16 protein-coding genes and 1 tRNA gene are annotated in these 17,927 nt (G+C 48.9%); 12 read left to right on the top strand and 5 right to left on the bottom strand.

What is annotated here, in order from left to right; all coding sequences use genetic code 11:
* Nucleotides 1-87 precede the first annotated feature (87 nt).
* From TSUB_RS14210 to TSUB_RS14200, 3 genes are read left to right on the top strand one after another with little or no spacing between them, the layout of a single operon-like run.
* Complete coding sequence (locus TSUB_RS14210; RefSeq protein WP_159064860.1) at nt 88-1,230, top strand: YjgN family protein; 1,143 nt, start codon at nt 88-90, stop codon at nt 1,228-1,230.
* On the top strand, nt 1,227-2,258 hold the full coding sequence (locus tag TSUB_RS14205; protein ID WP_087018829.1) for a M48 family metallopeptidase: 1,032 nt from the start codon (nt 1,227-1,229) through the stop codon (nt 2,256-2,258). The genes TSUB_RS14210 and TSUB_RS14205 overlap by 4 nt, the downstream gene beginning before the upstream one ends.
* Entirely contained in the window at nt 2,248-2,931 is a 684-nt protein-coding gene (locus tag TSUB_RS14200) for a penicillin-insensitive murein endopeptidase (protein WP_087018828.1), read from the top strand. The genes TSUB_RS14205 and TSUB_RS14200 overlap by 11 nt, the downstream gene beginning before the upstream one ends.
* A 113-nt stretch (nt 2,932-3,044) precedes the next feature.
* On the opposite strand, the gene TSUB_RS14195 is transcribed toward TSUB_RS14200, so the two are convergent.
* Genes TSUB_RS14195 through pepA form a run of 3 tightly spaced genes read right to left on the bottom strand, consistent with a single transcriptional unit; the run spans nt 3,045 to nt 7,936 of the window.
* Nucleotides 3,045-5,906: a valine--tRNA ligase gene (locus TSUB_RS14195; RefSeq protein WP_087018826.1), complete on the bottom strand. Its 2,862-nt coding sequence runs from the start codon at nt 5,904-5,906 to the stop codon at nt 3,045-3,047.
* Between the two features lie 27 nt (nt 5,907-5,933).
* A complete protein-coding gene (locus tag TSUB_RS14190; protein ID WP_087018824.1) occupies nt 5,934-6,368 on the bottom strand; it encodes a DNA polymerase III subunit chi in 435 nt (144 codons plus the stop codon).
* A 59-nt stretch (nt 6,369-6,427) separates the two neighbouring features.
* On the bottom strand, nt 6,428-7,936 hold the full coding sequence (pepA, locus tag TSUB_RS14185) for a leucyl aminopeptidase (protein ID WP_087018822.1): 1,509 nt from the start codon (nt 7,934-7,936) through the stop codon (nt 6,428-6,430).
* A 192-nt stretch (nt 7,937-8,128) separates the two neighbouring features.
* On the opposite strand from pepA, the gene lptF reads away from it, so the two are divergent.
* Nucleotides 8,129-9,238, top strand: coding sequence for an LPS export ABC transporter permease LptF (lptF, locus tag TSUB_RS14180; RefSeq protein ID WP_087018820.1), 1,110 nt, complete (start codon nt 8,129-8,131; stop codon nt 9,236-9,238).
* Entirely contained in the window at nt 9,231-10,301 is a 1,071-nt protein-coding gene (gene lptG, locus TSUB_RS14175; RefSeq protein WP_087018818.1) for an LPS export ABC transporter permease LptG, read from the top strand. Before lptF ends, lptG begins: the two co-directional genes overlap by 8 nt.
* Before the next feature lie 68 nt (nt 10,302-10,369).
* Here lptG and TSUB_RS14170 read toward each other — a convergent pair whose 3' ends face one another.
* Nucleotides 10,370-10,828: an RDD family protein gene (locus TSUB_RS14170; protein ID WP_192867833.1), complete on the bottom strand. Its 459-nt coding sequence runs from the start codon at nt 10,826-10,828 to the stop codon at nt 10,370-10,372.
* Between the two features lie 365 nt (nt 10,829-11,193).
* On the opposite strand from TSUB_RS14170, the gene TSUB_RS14165 reads away from it, so the two are divergent.
* Complete coding sequence (locus TSUB_RS14165; protein ID WP_087018816.1) at nt 11,194-12,807, top strand: methyl-accepting chemotaxis protein; 1,614 nt, start codon at nt 11,194-11,196, stop codon at nt 12,805-12,807.
* Nucleotides 12,808-12,906: 99 nt separating this feature from the next.
* A tRNA-Leu gene (locus TSUB_RS14160) sits at nt 12,907-12,993 on the top strand.
* A gap of 3 nt (nt 12,994-12,996) precedes the next feature.
* Here TSUB_RS14160 and TSUB_RS14155 read toward each other — a convergent pair.
* Nucleotides 12,997-13,167, bottom strand: coding sequence for a hypothetical protein (locus TSUB_RS14155; RefSeq protein WP_159064859.1), 171 nt, complete (start codon nt 13,165-13,167; stop codon nt 12,997-12,999).
* Nucleotides 13,168-13,554: 387 nt separating this feature from the next.
* Here TSUB_RS14155 and TSUB_RS14150 point away from each other — a divergent pair, with 387 nt between their 5' ends.
* The 5 genes from TSUB_RS14150 to chbG all read left to right on the top strand — a co-directional run bounded on the left by TSUB_RS14150 (nt 13,555) and on the right by chbG (nt 17,904).
* A complete protein-coding gene (locus tag TSUB_RS14150; RefSeq protein ID WP_087018814.1) occupies nt 13,555-13,860 on the top strand; it encodes a PTS sugar transporter subunit IIB in 306 nt (101 codons plus the stop codon).
* Between the two features lie 177 nt (nt 13,861-14,037).
* The gene (locus tag TSUB_RS14145; protein WP_192867850.1) at nt 14,038-15,357 is read left to right on the top strand and encodes a PTS sugar transporter subunit IIC; all 1,320 of its coding nucleotides are present in this window, start codon (nt 14,038-14,040) and stop codon (nt 15,355-15,357) included.
* A 79-nt stretch (nt 15,358-15,436) separates the two neighbouring features.
* A complete protein-coding gene (locus tag TSUB_RS14140) occupies nt 15,437-15,745 on the top strand; it encodes a PTS lactose/cellobiose transporter subunit IIA (protein WP_087022268.1) in 309 nt (102 codons plus the stop codon).
* A 26-nt stretch (nt 15,746-15,771) separates the two neighbouring features.
* Nucleotides 15,772-17,088: a 6-phospho-beta-glucosidase gene (locus TSUB_RS14135; RefSeq protein ID WP_087022264.1), complete on the top strand. Its 1,317-nt coding sequence runs from the start codon at nt 15,772-15,774 to the stop codon at nt 17,086-17,088.
* An 84-nt stretch (nt 17,089-17,172) separates the two neighbouring features.
* Nucleotides 17,173-17,904, top strand: a complete 732-nt coding sequence (chbG, locus tag TSUB_RS14130; protein WP_087022261.1) for a chitin disaccharide deacetylase — start codon at nt 17,173-17,175, stop codon at nt 17,902-17,904.
* The last annotated feature ends 23 nt before the right edge of the window (nt 17,905-17,927 follow it).

Below are 17,927 nucleotides of genomic sequence, written 5' to 3'. Positions count from 1 at the left end.
ATTGCACCATAAATGAGTGCCCCGGCATGGGTAGGCTAGCAAAATAAAAAAGTCGGGTATCGATGAAGAATAAAGGAAATGAAAGAAATGAACGCATTTAAGTTCAACGGAAAAGGGTCAGAGTTTTTTGGTATCTGGATCGTTAATGTCCTTCTCAGCATTATTACATTAGGAATCTACTCGGCATGGGCAAAGGTACGAACAAACAAATACTTTTACGGCAATACCGAGTTAGCGGGCGAGACGTTTGATTATCACGCCACGCCAGGCAAAATCTTGATTGGTCGCTTGATAGCGATGGTGTGTGTGTTTATCTGGGCCTTTTCTGCGGCGATATCGCCAGAGTTTCAGGCGGCCCTTTTAGTGGCATTTGTACTTGTTATGCCCGCGTTGATGTTCATGAATACCCGATTTGATGCACGTATGACGAGTTATCGTCATATTCGTTTCAATTTTGAAGGCAGTATTTGGGGATTCTATTTGCTTGTGCTTGGTTTCCCATTAGCCGCCTTCGCAGTGTTTATTGGCATTGGCGCATTGGCTGGATTGGTGATAGGCGAGTCAATGGGGCTGTTGGTGTTAGTACCTATTTACGCAGTTGGCGGCATTTTTGGTTTCTCGTGGTGGCGCTTCAAGTTAGATAACTTCCTTGCCAATGGTTATCGCTACGGCACGCTAAAGTTTAAGGCTGAGCCGAGTTATAAAGCTTATCTTGCCACCTTTTCACTCGCGAGTTTGATTGCCATTGGTGCGATAGCGGTGCCGTTTATTTTTGTGATTGTGATTGGTTTTTCCTCGATGTTGGCATCACTGGGTGATCTTGACGAAAGCATGATGATCCTGCTTGGGGCTTTCGGTGTGTTTGGCGCCTTTGCTGCATACATCTTGATGTTTGTGATTGGTCAGTTGATCAATGCGTTTATCAATGTTCGTATTCGTAATCATCTGTTTAGCCAAACGATCCTTGATCACGAGTCTCAGCCACGTTTGAAATCAACGATGACGGTCTCGGGCTATTTGGGTCTGGTGATCACTAACTTCCTGCTCTTGATTGTCAGCTTCGGTATTGCTCGTGCGCATGTCAAAGTGAGAACGGCAATCTTTTTGGCAGATCATACGGAAGTTGAAGGTGATCTCTCCGCTGTCATTGCTTACGGCGAAAGTGAATATCAAGACTCGGCCATCTGCGACGAGATGGCAGCAGCCTTTGATCTTGAGGTCGGACTTTGAGCCAATTTGAAGCGCAATGTTACCGTAGCGGCAGCTCAGAGCAGTTTAATGGGCTATTTAGCTTCAGCATTGATGGCGACGTTGCCGTTGTGTTCGATGGGCAAACGCTGACAGCAAAAGTGTCTGAAGTGAACATTGAGGTGCCTGTGGGACAGCTCCCTTATCAGGTACGTTTTCCCGATGGCACCTTGGTCAAGCTCTCTTATAGCAAAGCGCTGGCGGCAGCCTTCCGTCAGTGTGGCCATCAGTCGCGTTTAGGGTTCACCGAGCGCAGTTGGCGCGCGGTTTTTGTCTCGCTGCTTTTAGTGATGTTGTCGGGGGTGTTAGGTTACATCTATGGCGTCCCCGCATTAACCTCTGTTATTGCGAATGCGCTGCCCAACAGCGTGGCAGAGCAGGTCGGCGAACGCACCTTAACCGAGCTAGATAAGAGTTGGCTTGAAGCCTCAACCTTATCGACAGAAGAACAGGCACGCATTACGGCGCGGTTTGACCATTTGGTCTCACAGCTGCCCGATATGCCTTTAACGCCGCGTTTAGTTTTCCGGCGTGACAACGATCTGGTGAATGCTTTTGCCTTATCTGATGGGACGGTGATCTTGTTGGATGGACTGGTGACTGTCGCCCCTTCGGATCAAGCATTAGACAGTGTGCTGTTGCACGAGCTTGCCCATGTTTACCATAAAGACGTTATGCATAGCTTGGTACGAGCAAGCTTAAACGGTGTGATTGTTGCCATGATCACCGGAGAAGCGTCGGGTGTGCTCGATTCATTGTTAGGTGTCGGTGTGTTTGTGAGCTCGCAAGGTTACTCGCGGCATGTCGAGCAGATAGCGGATGATTTTGCCGCTGAAAATATGCTCGCCATTCACGGGTCGGTTGAACCAATGAAAGCGATGTTTGAGGTGCTGGGGCAGGATCATGCTATGCCTGAACTGCTTAAATGGCTGAATTCTCATCCGGATATGGATGCGAGGATCAAGGCGATCGATAGTGCTGCTTTGAAGGTGGGTAAAGATGGGCAATAAATTAGTGAGTCTTGGTTGCCTGATGTTCGCGCTAGGGGCTAGCAATGTCGCAGCGGTTGAAAGTACTTGCTATGGCACGACCTCAAACGGTCGATTAGAGAATGGGGTCAATTTACCCTCGAGTGGTGATAATTTCGTAACGTATAGCCATGTGGCTCGCATGGCAGGGCGTACTTATGTGCATTCAGAAGTGAAAGCCATTGTGCTAGACGCCTATAAGGCCTTGGCAGTTTCGCATCCTGACAAGGTGTTCAAGTATGCTGAAACAGGTTATGAAGAGGGTGGACGCTTTCGCCCTCATAAAACCCATCGCAATGGGCTGTCGGTCGATTTTATGACGCCAATGATCAACAGTGATGGCGAGTCGGAACATTTGCCTACCCATCCTTTTAATAAGTTTGGCTACAATGTCGAACTTGATGCCAATGGTCGGCTGGATGATCTCCACATTGATTATGATGCCATGGCGGCGCACATTGTTGCGCTGCATAAAGCGTCAACAGCGAGAGGGCATGATCTGTGGCGCGTTATCTTTGATCCTAAGCTTCAAGCAGGCCTTTTTGAAACTGAGTATGGTAGCTATCTAAAGCGCCATATTCAGTTCTCCAAAAAGCGCTCTTGGGTTCGCCATGATGAGCACTACCACATTGATTTTTCGGTGCCTTGTCAATAAAGCCATTACGCCTTTGAGATGACCACGCCTTTGGGATGACCCAAAGCGAGGCAATAAAAAACCGATGCCCAAAGGCATCGGTTTTTCGTTTGAAACGTCTGCTTACGCTGCGCTTATAGTGCTGCGATGGTCGCTTGCTGTTCGGCGAGTTTGATCAGGCTTTGTTTGTAGCCTTCCAATTTTTCACGCTCTTTAGCAACCACGGCTTCTGGCGCTTTCGCCACGAAACCTTGGTTATTCAGCTTGCCTTCGATGCGTTTCACTTCGCCTTCGGTTTTCTTGATCTCTTTCGCCAGACGATCAAGTTCAGCATCTTTATCGATAAGACCAGCCATAGGAATCATCAATTCAGACTGACCAACGAGGGCAGTAGCACAAGCCGGCGTCTCTTCGCCTCCAGCGAGTACGCGTAGGCTCTCTAGTTTTGATAGTGAAACCAGCACTTGCTCGTTTGCTGTCAGACGTGCTGCATCAGTCTCATCCGCTGCCTTTAGCATCACATCCAATGGCTTGCTTGGTGCAATATCATACTCGGCACGTAGATTACGAATACTGGTGATGAAGCTCTTCACCCACTCAATGTCAGCGGTCGCTTTTTCATCGAAGTTCGCCGCATCATATTGAGGCAGAGGTTGCGTCATGATGGTCTCGCCTTCAACACCCTCAACCAGTGGCTTCACGCTTTGCCAGATTGTTTCAGTGATGTATGGGATCACAGGATGCGCAAGACGTAAGGTCTTCTCTAGTACAGTGATCAAGGTACGGCGCGTTGCGCGTTGCTGCGCTTCACTACCTTTCCAAAGTACTGGCTTAGTCAGCTCTAGGTACCAGTCACAGAATTGGTTCCAGATGAACTCATACAGCGTGTTCGCTGCCATATCTAGACGGTAGTTCTCAATGTGCGAGTTGAAATCTTTCGCGGCAAGTTCGAATTGAGATTCGATCCACTTGTCGGCCAATGAGTATTCAAGCTCGGCACCTGCCGCAAAACCACAATCTTGATCTTCGGTGTTCATTAACACATAACGGCTGGCATTCCACAGCTTGTTACAGAAGTTGCGGTAACCTTCTAGGCGTTTCATGTCCCAGTTAATATCACGACCCGTCGAGGCCATTGCCGCTAAGGTAAAGCGCAACGCATCTGTACCGTAAGGTTCGATGCCGTTTTCAAACGTTTTACGGGTGTTTTTCTCGATCTTCTTCGCAAGTTGCGGCTGCATCATGTTACCCGTGCGCTTTTCAACCAGCTCTTCTAGACCGATGCCGTCGATCATGTCGATAGGATCGAGTACGTTACCTTTTGATTTCGACATTTTGTCGCCGTTTTCATCACGGATAAGGCCCGTCATGTAAACCGTTTTGAAAGGCACTTGTGGCTTGCCATCGTCATCTTTAACGAAGTGCAGCGTCATCATGATCATGCGCGCTACCCAGAAGAAGATGATATCGAAGCCCGACACCAGCACATCAGAAGGGTGGAAGGTTTTCAATGCGTCGGTGTTTTCTGGCCAGCCTTGGGTGCCAAACGTCCAAAGTGCTGATGAGAACCAAGTATCCAGCACATCATCGTCTTGGCGTAGCACAACTACAGGGGCAAGATTATTTTGCTCGCGCACTTCTTCCTCAGTACGACCGACATAGACGTTACCGTCATTGTCATACCAAGCTGGGATGCGGTGACCCCACCAAAGTTGGCGAGAGATACACCAATCTTGTACGTCACGCATCCACGCAAAGTACATGTTTTCATATTGCTTAGGAACGAACTGAATGTCACCGTTCTCTACCGCTTCAACCGCTGGTTTAGCCAGTGGCGCGGTACGTACATACCATTGGTCGGTGAGCATCGGCTCGATGACGACACCACCACGGTCGCCGTATGGGACGGTGAGGTCGTGATCTTTGATTTCATCAAGTAAACCAAGGGCTTCGAACTCCGCAACGACGGCTTTACGTGCCGCAAAGCGCTCTAGACCTTGGTAGGCGTCTGGCAGTGCAGTGCTGTAGGCATCGGTCGGTTCGCCATTGGTGTTGAAGACTTCCGCTGCGTCACGGACGTTGGCATCGAAAGTGAAAATGTTGATCATCGGTAGGCTGTGGCGCTTGCCGACTTCGTAGTCATTGAAGTCGTGGGCAGGGGTGATTTTCACACAGCCTGTGCCTTTTTCCATATCGGCATGCTCGTCACCCACGATTGGAATGCGACGATCGACAATAGGAAGCAGGATTTCTTTACCAATCAGATCTTTGTAACGAGGATCTTCCGGGTTTACCGCTACACCAGTATCACCCAGCATGGTTTCTGGACGTGTGGTTGCTACGACAATGTAATCTTTGCCATCGGCTGTTTTCACACCGTCTGCCAGTGGGTAGCGGAAGTGCCACATGTGGCCTTTTTTATCTTTGTTTTCGACTTCGAGATCTGAAATCGCGGTGTGTAGCTTAGGATCCCAGTTAACAAGACGTTTACCACGATAGATAAGGTCTTCTTCATAGAGGCGAACGAAAACTTCTTTCACGGCATTTGAGAGGCCGTCATCCATGGTAAAGCGCTCACGATCCCAATCAACCGATGCGCCAAGACGGCGTAGCTGTTTGGTGATGGTGCCACCTGACTCGCCTTTCCATTCCCAGATTTTATCGATGAAAGCGTCACGACCATAATCGTGCTTGGTTTTGCCTTCTTCTGCGGCGATCTTGCGCTCAACGACCATTTGAGTCGCGATACCAGCGTGGTCTGTACCGACCTGCCAAAGGGTGTTCTTACCCTTCATACGCTCACAGCGGACCAAGGTATCCATAATGGTATCTTGGAAGGCGTGGCCCATATGTAGGCTACCTGTGACGTTTGGTGGCGGAATCATGATGCTGTAGGCATCTTTCGAGGTATCACCATGAGGACGGAAGTAACCGTTCTCTTCCCAGCGCTGATATAGCGCCTGCTCAATTGATTGTGGGTTATATGTCTTTTCCATAGCGCTCTTAATGGATCTATATCGGAATCAGGACGTTTCTGTCGCGGTCAGTGTTTGCAACTGAATGCCAGCGTGTCGATATTGCTTATATCGCTCACGCGCAAGTTGTTTGAGATTTTCATCGCAAGGGACGAAGTCTATCACTTGTGCAAAGGTCACCGCAAAGTTTGCGGCGTTATTCGCCAGATTTATTAGTACGGAGCGATGCCCTGAGTGGCGGAGGTACTGCCAGCCTATCTCCACAGGAGAACCGGCCCTAGGGCCTTCACCGAGTAGGTTATGCGGCACAAAGGCATCGGGGTCGCGTTGCCAAAGCAAATTATCAATGCGTTCTGCGTCGGCTTTTTGCTCGGTATGGATATAGACACGTTGACCTTGCTGATGATATTGGCTTGCGAGATCGCAAGCGAGCTGAAACTCTGCTTCGGCTTCATCTAGCAAATAAAAGGTCGCGTGTGTCATGGATCATTCCTGTTTATTGCGGCCAATAAAAAAGGGCCCGTAGGCCCTTTTTATCTCGATTATTCGTTGGTGTCGAGCCCTGAACGATTCAGCATAAACTGGACCAGCATTGGGACCGGACGACCGGTGGCACTTTTGTTTTTGCCTGACTTCCACGCTGTACCTGCGATATCAAGGTGTGCCCAGTGATATTTCTTGGTAAAACGCGACAGGAAACAGCCCGCAGTGATTGTGCCTGCACCTGGTGAACCCAAGTTAGCCATGTCAGCAAATGGGCTCTCTAACTGCTCTTGATACTCGTCTGTCATCGGTAGACGCCATGCGCGGTCACCAGATTGTTCAGAGGCGTTGCTGAGTTCATGCGCCAATGGATTGTGGTTAGCGAGCATACCTGTAAAGTGGTGGCCCAGAGCCATCACACAAGCACCCGTCAAGGTTGCCACGTCAATGACACAGTCGGGTTCGAAGCGTTCTGCGTAAGTTAGGGCATCACAGAGCACAAGACGACCTTCAGCATCGGTGTTCAGTACTTCAACCGTTTGGCCTGACATGGTCGTCAGAATATCACCTGGGCGGTAGGCATTACCATCAGGCATGTTTTCACAACCTGCGAGGATTGCTGTGACATTAATTGGCAGATTTAGCTCTGCGAGCGCGCGCATCGCACCAAACACACCCGCTGCACCACACATGTCGTACTTCATTTCATCCATGTTGGCGCCAGGCTTGATTGAGATACCGCCTGAGTCAAAAGTAAGGCCTTTACCTACCAGTACGATTGGCTTGTCGTCGGCATTGGGTGAGCCTTTGTACTCGATGATCGACATCATCGACTCATTGCGTGAACCACGACCTACGGCTAAGTATGATGTCATACCCAGCTCTTTCATCTCTTCTTCACCAACGATTTTAGACGTGATGGTCTCGTAGTCGTCAGCAAGGCGACGTGCTTGCGAGGCGAGGTAGGCAGGGTTGGCAACGTTCGGTGGCATGTTGCCAAGATCACGTGCGGCTTTCACACCTGAGGCAATGCCTAAACCGTGCGCGATTGCGCGCTCGCCTAACGGTAATTCGCGACGTGTTGGTACATTGAAGACCAACTTACGTAGCGGACGGCGTTGCTCAGGCTTGTTGCTCTTGAATTGATCAAACGTGTAAAGCGACTCGTTTGTCGACTCTACGGCTTGGCGGACTTTCCAATATGTATCACGCCCTTTCACATGCAGTTCAGTGAGGAAACATACCGCTTCCATGGAACCTGTGTCGTTGAGGGTGCTGATGGTTTTTTGGATGATCTGTTTGAACTGGCGCTCGTCAAGTTCACGCTCTTTGCCACAACCCACTAACAGAACGCGCTCAGACAGAACATTCGGCACATGGTGAAGTAGCAGCATTTGACCTGCTTTTCCTTCCAGATCACCGCGTCTTAGCAAAGCACTGATATAACCATCACTGATTTTATCTAGTTGCTCTGCGACAGGTGATAAACGGCGCGGTTCGAAAACACCGACAACGATACAGGCGCTGCGTTGCTTCTCCGGGCTGCCGCTTTTAACACTGAACTCCATGCGTACTCCTACATCTAAAGACAATTGATGCTAAATGTTAGATAATGCCGTGCTTACTTGAATGAAACCCACCTGTTTAAAGGGTATTTTTGAGCAGGGTAACAGTTAGCTGAAAGATAAAAAAACAACAGGTTTATTCTGAAATTATAGCGATTCCAGCAAAAAAACAAGTTTTCGAAGGACAGAATAGCGGTGATCATAGTTCGATATTTGACGCGAGAGACAATTAAGAGCCAAATTGCGGTGCTCTTTATCTTGTTTCTTGTTTTCTTTAGCCAACGCTTTATTCGCGTGCTGGGGTCGGCCACGGAGGGATCGATTCCAAGCGATCTCATCTTGACCTTTATCGCGCTCTACATGCCGTCAATGGGCCTGTTATTGCTGCCTTTGAGTCTCTATGTCGGCATCTTACTGACGTTTGGTCGCCTGTATGCCGAGAGCGAAATTACCGTCATGAACGCGACCGGTATTGGCAACAAATTTCTCATTCAAGCGGCGATGGTGTTAGCGCTGATGACGGGGGCAGTAGCAGCATATAATGCCTTCTGGCTCACCCCATGGGCCAATGAAAAAGAGGTACAATTGCGCGAACAATTAGCCTCAGAATCGGGCCTAGATCTCCTTATTAAAGGTCAGTTCCAACAAGCGCCAGACGGCCGTGCCGTCGTGTTTATCGATGATATTACTCAAAGTGGCCGTCAGTTAGAAAATGTGTTTGTAGCACAGCCTATTGCCATGGGTGGATTACGCCCAAGCGTATTGACAGCAGAAACGGGGGTGGTCTCTGAATTGCCTGATGGTCGTCAGGTCTTAGAGCTGAGAGATGGTGAGCGTGTTGAAGGGCTGCCAACGCGATTAGATTACACAGTGACTGAGTTTGAGAGTTACCAAGTGTTGATTGGTCAGCGCGCGGTGCGCGAACATCATCGCGATTGGGATGCCATTGGCACGCTTGAGCTCATGAGAAATAGCAACCCTTATGCCCAAGCTGAATTTCAGTGGCGTGTCTCTTTAGTCCTCTGTATTCCGCTATTAACTATGGTCGTTGTGCCGCTGTCGTCGGTGAATCCACGACAAGGTCGCTTTGCCAAACTCCTACCAGCGATCTTGCTCTACCTTGCTTACTTCCTCTCGATAAGTGCAGGTAAATCAGCGGTAGAAGATGAAGTGTTGCCAAGTTATATCGGGTTATGGGGCATTAACGCAGCCCTGCTGGGTGTGGCGATTGTATTGAACAGCCTGGATTCTTTGGCTGTGCGAAAACTCAAGGATAAATGGCGGAGAAGGCGCGCCAATGTTTAAGATTTTAGATGTCTATATTGGACGAACCATCATTAGCACCACAGCGTTGGTGCTGTCGATGCTGGTGGGGTTATCGGCAATCATCAAGTATGTTGAACAGTTGCGTAAAGTGGGGCAGGGGACTTATGACCTGATCTTGGCCCTCTGGTACGTTGTGTTGAGCATCCCTCGTGATATCGAGCTATTTTTCCCGATGGCAGTGCTACTTGGTGCGCTGATTGGGCTTGGTATGTTGGCGTCAAGCTCAGAGCTTACCGTCATGCAAGCTGCCGGGGTCTCGAAGCTACAGATTGGCCTGTCAGTCTTAAAAACGGCGGTGCCCCTCATGCTATTGATAATGGCGCTGGGGGAGTGGGGATCGCCGGTGACACAAAAAATGGCCCGTGAGTTACGTGCCGTGGCAACCTCTGGTGGTAACATTCTTTCAGTGCAGAATGCCGTCTGGGCGAAAGATGGTAACGACTTTATCTATATATTGCGAGTCAATGAAGATGGCAGCCTACAAGGGGTGAACATCTGGCAGTATGACGATGAAGATCAACTGACGTCATCGCTCTTTGCCGAAGAGGCCACGTATTCACCACAGAATGGTTGGCTATTGGAAAGCGCGGTACAAACGCAAATGAGTGGGCCTACGCGTTCTAAGCAGAAGTTTGATAAGGCGCGCTGGAAAACCACACTAACGCCGGACAAGTTAGCCGTGGTGACGGTGAAGCCTGAAGAGTTGTCAATGTCTGGTGTCTACGAGTACGTGCGGTATTTGAGAGAGTCTCAGCAAGATGCCTCTCGTTATGAACTCGCCTTTTGGCGCAAAGCGGTACAGCCTATCTCTATTGCGGTAATGATGTTGCTAGCGTTGTCGTTTGTGTTTGGGCCACTGCGTTCAGTGACTATGGGCGCGAGGGTTTTATCTGGCGTGGTCTTCGGATTTGGATTTTATATCTCCAACGAAGTTTTTGGTCCTATGAGTATTGTATACCGAATGCACCCCGCAATTGGCGCTTTAGGGCCCAGCGTGTTGTTCTTGTTTGTGACGCTCTATTTGTTAAAGCGAAAACTCTAATCCGTAGTGTCTCCTATGTGAAAAAGCGCGCTGTTAAGGCGCGCTTTTTTATTGAGTACGTGTATGGATTATTTGACTTTTGGGTCAAAGTAAACGTGTGTACTTGCCATATGATCTTGAAGGCTGCGGTTCTTTGAGTCGATTAATACTGTGACATTACCGAGACCAAATGCGGATGTCGCCATACGCACTAAGGCTTGAGTAAGAGAGACTCGTTGACCGTCTTCATTTTGCAAGTGAAGACGCCATGCTCGCATCCCCAGTGTTTGTCCTGCCTTGCACCAAAAGTAGGCGTAGAATCCCACCATAACGGTGAATAAATACAACGGATAGAGTATCGCAGCGACAGGGTGGTTATTGAGGTAGTGGCTAACATCCACATAATTGCCCATATTGAGCAGACCGATCTTGAGTGCTAACGCAACCACCCCGAGCGCGATGGCACCGGCTGCGATTAATACCGCTGTCACGACTAGCACATCATAAACCCACGCACCTAATCGTCTAAAAAATCCCGCTTCTTTCACTCTCTGTTCCCTATTTGGTTTATCTGCTATCGATTCTAACAACAGTTTTCCATTACGAATAGCGCCAGCAATCAGCCAGTATGAGGTTTGAGAAATAACATTGATCTATGTAGGGGAACATCATATGCCAATATCGGCTTTTCCCTATATCCAGCCGGAAGAATGCAGTTTTATTCCGACTCATCTAGTGATTCGTACTGCTACCTGATGGTTTCATTACCTGAGCCTGGATGTTAATGAGCTTTGTGTCATCAGTGACACTCGTTTTTATTATGTTAACTATCAAAAGCACCTTCTTCTCATTTGGACTTCTGCTATATTGCTTGCCTCGATTAATCGTATTAAATCCATAATCAGAGGCGGATATGCTACAAGGATTGTTTACAATCTCCGGAAAATTGCGCTTATTCAGCATTAAAATCGTTTTACTCTTTATCGCAGTATGTGGTTGGTTTTCATGGCATGGCTACACAGAGTTAATGGATGAACGCCGCCACTTGATGCGGGCTCAGGTTGAAACGGCAATCTCTGGAGCCTACAGCTTTTATCAGCAGCGTCATGAACTCGGCGACGACGTTGCGAAGACTCAAGCACTGAAACTGCTTGCTGACTATCGCTACGATGTTGACAACTACTTCTTTGTTATCGCCTCTAATCTCGACATCCTTGCCCACCCTAAACCCAGCCTTGTTGGTCGTAACTCTCGTGATATGCAGGACAGTGCCGGTTACTACATGTTCCGAGAAATGGGGCGTATAGCGAATACCACCCAAAAAGGGTTTTTGGATTATGTCTGGGCATCCCCAGAAGGTGATGTGTCCAAGAAAATCTCTTATGTGAGTTACATGCCCGAGTGGGACTGGATCATTGGTAGTGGCATTTTGGTCGATGATATCAATGCAAGCTTGATGACGTCGGTCTGGCGTACTGGCGTGATTATGTTATTGACGATTGTTTCTCTACTGGTCGCGCAAATGTGGCTTAACAACTCAATTAAGTCTGCAATCCATTATCTGAACGATGTGATTGAGCGCATGGCCGACGGTTTGCTTAATCAAAAGCTCGATGTGAACCGAAAAGATGAGATGGGCCAAATTATTCGCCAGCTTGACCGCATGCAGACGCAATTGCGTGATGTGCTACAGAGTGCCAATGAGACGGCCGAAGAGTCAGCAGCCATGGCGCAAGATATGGCGAGTGCTTCACAGCAATCTGCGGTGGGTGTTGCGGCTCAACAACAGCAATTGGATGTGCTAGCTGCGGCCATGGAAGAGATGACACAAACGATCATGGATGTGGCAAAAAATGCTGATCATACCGCTGTCGAAACTCAACAGGCGACAGCCTTGTCAACGCAGTGTGCCGACAATATGGATCAGTCAACAACCAGCATTAGCCATTTGGCAGAGCGTGTTGCGCTGGCTGATGAAGTGGTGCAGAAGCTCAACACTGGTGTGGAAGAGATCAGTTCTGTGGTGGAAGTCATTCAAGGTATCTCTGAGCAGACCAACTTATTGGCCTTGAACGCAGCGATTGAAGCAGCACGTGCTGGGGAGCAGGGCCGAGGGTTTGCGGTTGTCGCTGATGAGGTGCGTAGCTTGGCGAGCAGAACGCAAGCCTCCACACTTGAAATTCAAGAGACAATCTCCCAGCTAACTGAAAATGCCACGACGGCCAAAGCGGCGATGGTGGAGTGTGCAGATAAAGTACAGGTGGGTAATGAGATGTCTTACCAAACCAAACAACAGTTGCAAGCCATGATTAGCCAGCTATGCAGTGCCAGTGAGCAAGTTGCTCAGATCGCTACCGCCGCGGATGAACAAGGCGCTGTGACGCAAGATGTGACAAGCAGTATGACGGAGATTCAATCTGCCGCTAGCGATATTCACCAAGCCGCGGATAGCTTAGCCAAGCAAAGTGCCACGGTCGCGAATTCATCTGCACAACTGCAAGCAAACTTGAATTACTTCAAAATGTAATCAATTTGCTTACTAATCGTGCAAACGGTTCGATTACTTCAGTTTTTTTGCAATTGAGGCTTGCAGGTGGTTAAGAGTTACGTATAATCACTCGCACATGCCCGGGTGGCGAAATTGGTAGACGCAGCGGATTCAAAATCCGCCGGTGGTGACACTGTGCCGGTTCAAGTCCGGCCCCGGGCACCAATTTCAAACGATAAAGCCTCGACGAAAGTCGAGGCTTTGTTGTATCTGGCATAGCCTATAATGGCATTCTGCTTCTGCTTCTGCTTCTGCTTCTGCTTCTGCTTCTGCTTCTGCTTCTGCTTTCTGCGGTTTTTGGGTACGTCTAACTGCTAGGGTTGACTGCGTCGATTTCATCGCCACTTTGCTTGCCCCTCTTGACTAAAGATCGCGATAACAGCGCTTCTCGAAGGGCGAGTTTTCTAAGCTCGCCACCTTTGTTACTGCTTTTGGGTTTAGTCGACGAGATCTTCAAAGCAGCGTCTCGATGGCAAACCTAGAAATTCTCACTGAACAAACATCTTGAGGTAGTTAGAGTATATAACGTTGTTGGTTTTTCCTGAAAATCATCAACAGCGCTTGCTTCCTACTGCAATTAACATCGGGAGTTCTCACTATTTCATTGTGGTTTCATTGTTATTTTGTGATCTCTAACAAAATTAACGCAACCGGTTGCGCTTTTGTTGTGTGATGGTCTTGGTTACAATGTGAACACATCAATAATAATGAAAGGCGGGATAGAAAATGAAAAAGATATTACTTTGTTGCAGTGGCGGAATGTCGACCAGCATGCTAATGAAAAAAATGGCAGAGGCGGCTAAATCTCGAGGGATTGACTGCGAGATTGAAGCTATGGCCGTGGCCGCGTTTGAAGATGCCATTCAAGAGTACGATGTATGCTTGCTCGGCCCACAGGTGAAGTTTCAACTAGATAGCTTAAGCGAGGTTGCGGCGACATATGGCAAGCGTGTCGCCGCAATTGCGCCTATGGATTACGGGATGATGAAGGGTGATGCGGTGCTCGATCAAGCGTTGGCATTAATCGACTAGGTTACTCTACCCCGTTAGATTACTTATCTGTCGACCAAGATAAATAATAAATAGTTTTATCACACCACTTTTTATTTAAAGGTGCTGGAAATCAATACACTTTAAATAAATCTGCATACTGAAGTTATTCAGTAATTTGCAGCGGGAACGTATTTCCTAAAAATAAGGATTGTTTTAATGAAGCTCTACGATGCAATCATTGATGTCGTTGAACGACATATTGCGCCATTGGCCTCCAAGGTTGGGGCGCAGAAGCATGTCCGTGCCATGCGTGATGGCTTTATAGTGGCGATGCCTTTCATTATTTTAGGCAGTTTTACGCTTATTTTTGCCTTTCCTCCCTTTGATGAGAACACAACAAATAGCTTTGCCCGGGCGTGGTTAGACTTCGTTGCCGCCAACATGGACCAAATTTTGATGCCATTTAATATGACGATGGGCATCATGGAAATTTTTGTCGCCATGGGCGTCGCCTATAGCTTATCGAAAGCTTACAAAATGGATGGTATTACAACATCCGCACTTTCATTAATGGGGTTTCTTTTAATTGCCGCACCGCAATCAGAAGGTGGGTTAACCACGGCACATATGGGCGGAAGAGGCATCTTTACCGCAGTGATTTGTGCTTTCTACTCGGTCGAGATGTTTCGGCTACTTAAAAAGTACAACATCACGATTCGGATGCCGGAACAAGTCCCGCCAGCGATTCAGCGCTCTTTTGAACTGCTCGTTCCCGTGCTGGTGATGTTTTTGACCCTGTTCCCCCTCAGCTTGTTGATTCAAAACCAGTTCGAGATGCTGATCCCAGCAGCGATCATGGAGCTGTTTGTGCCTTTAGTGAGTGCGTCCAACACCTTACCCGCCATTATTGGTGCGTTGCTGTTATGTCAGTTGTTGTGGTTTTCGGGAATCCACGGCGCGGCGATCGTGGTGGGGTTATTGAGTCCGATTTTCCTGACCAATATCAGTGTCAACATTGAAGCTTTTGTGAATGGTCAGCCGATCCCTAATATCTTTACCCAGCCATTCTGGGACTTCTACATCTTCATTGGGGGTTCAGGGGCGACATTGGCTTTAGTGATTTTGATGGCATTTAGTCGCTCAATTCATTTGCGCAGTATTGGCCGAATGAGCTTGGTTCCGGGCATGTTCCAGATAAATGAACCGGTGATTTTCGGGACACCGATTGTCCTCAACCCGATCTTGTTTATTCCGTTTGTCTTCACCCCGATCATTAATGCGGTGATCGCCTATTTTGCCGTTCATACCGGCTTTGTGGGCATGGGGGTCGCGACAACACCATGGACAACCCCTGCGGTATTGGGCGCATCTTGGGGCTCAGGCTGGACGTTGACGCCTGTGCTCTTGGTCATCGTGCTTTTGATACTGGATGTCTTCCTTTATTTACCTTTCTTCAAAATGTTTGAAAAACAGATGCTAGAGCAAGAAGGGCCTGCAAAAGCGGCGTCGACGGTTGGCGAACCCGTTTCCGCCTGAACCTTGTTACAGCGGCGCAGCGCCAGTGAGCTCTGCGCCTTATCTCACTCACACTAAGACGTATTAAGCGAGCATGTATATGGAACAAGAAGCGGTAGTGATGGAAATCATCGTCAATGCGGGCGAGGCGCGTAGCCTCTGTTTTGAAGCATTGGCAAAAGGGCGTGCGGGACAGTTTGAAGAGGCTAAGGCGCGGTTAACGGAGGCGAAAGCCTGCTTGAACCGCGCGCATTTAGTGCAAACCCAGCTCATCGAAGCAGATGAGGGAGAAGGCAAAGTCAAAATGACCTTAGTGATGGTCCATGCGCAGGATCACTTGATGACCACGATCTTAGCCCATGAACTGGCGACGGAAATGGTGGCAATGCAGCAGCAAATGGCTGCGTAACGATAAATGGAAACGGAGAGTAGTTGATGAGTAGGTCTTCATTGAAGTTAGCCATTATCGGTGGCGGTAGCAGTTACACCCCAGAGTTGGTCGAAGGTGTGTTAAAGCGCCTTGACCAAGTGCCTGTAGGTGAAATCCATTTTGTTGATGTGGAAGCGGGAAGAGAGAAGCTCGATATAATCTTGGCGTTATCGCAGCGGATGGTGGATAAGGTTGGTGCCAAGATAGCCCTAACAGCATCACTCGATCGCCGCGCCGCCATCAAAGATGCCGATTTTGTCATGACACAGTTTCGCGTTGGGGGGCTGCAGGCGCGCGCCAATGATGAGCGTATTCCGATTCAATATGACGTGATAGGCCAAGAGACTACCGGGCCGGGAGGCTTTGCGAAAGCGCTTCGTACCATTCCTGTGATTTTGGATATCTGCAAAGACATTGAAGAGTTAGCGCCCAATGCGTGGATGCTTAATTTCACTAACCCAGCGGGACTCGTTACTGAAGCGGTGAGCAAGTACACCAAGGTGAAAACCATTGGCCTGTGTAATGTGCCCGTTTCAATGAAAATGATGATTGCAGAGATGATGGAATGCGAGCCAGAAGAGCTGTCGCTCGAATGTGCCGGCTTAAACCATTTGCTGTGGGCGCATAAAGCGTGGCTTCGCGGTGAAGACATTACTGCAACCGTGCTGGACAAAGTGGGTGACGGCGCAAATTACAGCATGAAAAACATCCATGAAGAGCCGTGGGATCCTGATTTTCTCCTCGCGCTGAACGCGATTCCGTGTCCGTACCATCGCTATTTCTATCAAACCGATGCCATGCTAGCAGAAGAGAAAGCCGCGGCGGCTGAAGGTGGGACGCGAGCCGAACAGGTGATGACAACAGAAAAAGAGCTGTTTGCACTCTATCAAGATGAGGGGTTAGATAAGAAACCAGAGCAGCTTGAACAGCGTGGGGGCGCGTACTACTCCGATGCTTCGTTAAACCTTGTCGATGCAATTTATAACAATCGCAATAGTTTGCATGTGGTGAATGTACAAAATAACGGTGCGATTGCCTCATTGCCGGATGATGCCGTGATTGAATGTACCGCGGTGGTAGGCAGTTGGGGCGCTAAGCCTTTGGCTGTGGGGCATTTGAGTCCGGCAGTCTTGGGCTTAATGCATCAAGTGAAAGCGTATGAAACGCTGGCGGTTGAAGCGGCTTATACTGGCGACTATACCAAGTCTTTCATGGCCTTGGCCGCCAATCCGCTAGTGCCGGATATCTCGCGTGCGAAAGCGATCCTTGATGAGATCTTGCGAACCAACCATGACTATTTGCCTCAGTTTGCAACAAGGTGAATACAAGCTGGTATAACAGTCTGATTAGCCCATTCTTACCGAGAAAAGTGGCTGAATGGTGCGCGCGAGTGAGAGGAGGAAAAAATGCAGGTCATTTTCAACGCTGATGATTTTGGCTTAACACAGGGTGTGAATTACGGTATCGCAGATGCGTGTCGACAAGGCGTGGTGCGCTCAACCACGATGATGGCAGGCATGGCTGCGTTCGAGCATGGCATCGCGTTAGCAGCGGACGTACCTGATCTGCAAATCGGTGTGCATTTACGTTTAACCGCCGGCAAGCCGATGACAGCACTGTCGCAAGGAGTGAATAGCGAGGGCGAATTTTTACGAGATGCAGAACGCTGGACACAGTCGCTAACGGAAACCGAGATTGGCGATGAGCTGGTGGCGCAAATCGAGGCCGTGCGTGGTGCAGGGATCGAGATAAGCCATCTTGATAGTCATCATCATGCGCATATGTTACCTGCTGTGCTGCCTGTTGCTATCGCCGTTGCGCAGCAGTACAAGGTGCCACTGCGGGGCAATGGCCACCAAGGTTGGCATCGCGCGGCGCTACGCTATCAATTTAGTGCCGATTTCTATGATGATGCCCTCAGCGAACAGTGCGTGTTGGAGACGATTGAACAGCATCGTCATGACTGTGATGTGATTGAGTTCATGTGTCATCCTGCCTATCTGGATGAAGGTCTGCTCTCTCGGAGTGCATACGCTGAACCGAGAGCAAAAGAGCTAGCGATTTTGACCTCTAGCCGATTACGCGCAGCGATTGAAGCGCAAGGCCATCAACTCGCTGACTACCGCGTCTTGTGGTAAATAAGCTGTATCGACGCAACAGC

This window comes from Thaumasiovibrio subtropicus (assembly GCF_019703835.1).
GTDB lineage: Bacteria > Pseudomonadota > Gammaproteobacteria > Enterobacterales > Vibrionaceae > Thaumasiovibrio > Thaumasiovibrio subtropicus.
The sequence above is the reverse complement of the archived record's forward strand: the minus strand, read 5'-3'. Positions and strand labels throughout refer to the sequence as shown.